This is a genomic window from Methanoculleus sp. MH98A (assembly GCF_000691865.1).
Classification (GTDB): Archaea; Halobacteriota; Methanomicrobia; order Methanomicrobiales; family Methanoculleaceae; genus Methanoculleus.
On record NZ_JMIO01000216.1, the window covers coordinates 1 to 1061 of the forward strand.

Sequence of the window (1061 nt, forward strand, 5' to 3'; positions counted from 1 at the left end):
CCAGCCTGCAGAGGCTCTGTACATCTCAAGGTATCGGGCGCAGGAATTGTTGGCGTTCTAGAGGATGCATCGATAATATTAGCCTTTTGGCATATCGAGGCCTCATCTGGAGCCCGGCCGCCCTGGAGAGAGTGATCCGCCTCCCCTGTCGGTTCTCCTCGCAATCAGGCTCCAATTCCATACGGCTCCCTCAGGAAACGCGACCTCTCCCTACATTCCCGGAGCAGTAATCATTATAGTTGTATATCCACAACTACTCCGTTGTATGCCGTTGGTCAAGCGGCCGATCGCCCATGAGTTCGCGGCAAAGGCACGAGAGGCGTGCGGAGACGCGATAGAAGAGATCATACTCTTTGGCTCTGTAGCCCGGGGAGATGACCGGCCGGACTCAGATATCGATATCCTCGTAATTACGCCTGAAGAGGACTTTCGACTTCGCGAATTTCTCACCGGACTTGCTTTTGATCTGCTGATGCAGACGGGCGAGCGAATCTCGGTCAAGGTACTCTCCCGTGCCGATGTTGCGGCGCACCGGCAGTATCCCTTTGTCAGACATGTTCTCCAGGACGGGGTGGCGGTATAAAGGATGGGTGATCAGTCTGTTATAACAGCGCTTCTCAGGAAATCGCATCAACGCCTCGATGCGGCGCGCATCCTCTGCACCGAAGGCCACCATGAAGACGCGATCAACCGGGCTTACTACGCAATGTACCTTGCGGCTCTTGCTCTTTTGCACCGAAAAGGTGTAGAGATAAAATCTCATGCAGGGTTGATCTCGGCTATCGGTTCTCTCTATGTTAAGACGGGGGAACTTCCCCCTGAACACGGACGAGCGTTGAACCTGATTGAAGAACTTCGGGAAGAAGTGGACTACACGATCTGCCGGGAGATTATGCGAGAAGAGGTGGTGTCGATCATCACTAAGGCAATGGATTTCGTCATGTGTGCAGAACTGATCTGCGCAGAAGATTATACGAATGAGTCGCCTTCCTCGCACTAAGACTTTTGATATCTAAGAGACCCTTAACGAGAGCACTGGTCTCCACCGTCCATCCCATCAG

General features: G+C 53.2%; 2 protein-coding genes. Both read left to right on the forward strand.

Features of this window, described 5'->3' with window-relative positions; genetic code table 11:
• Positions 1–265 precede the first annotated feature (265 nt).
• On the forward strand, positions 266–583 hold the full coding sequence (locus EI28_RS13760) for a nucleotidyltransferase domain-containing protein (protein WP_074369505.1): 318 nt from the start codon (positions 266–268) through the stop codon (positions 581–583).
• 3 nt (positions 584–586) lie between these two features.
• Positions 587–1000: a HEPN domain-containing protein gene (locus EI28_RS13765; protein ID WP_082223055.1), complete on the forward strand. Its 414-nt coding sequence runs from the start codon at positions 587–589 to the stop codon at positions 998–1000.
• Positions 1001–1061 lie beyond the last annotated feature (61 nt).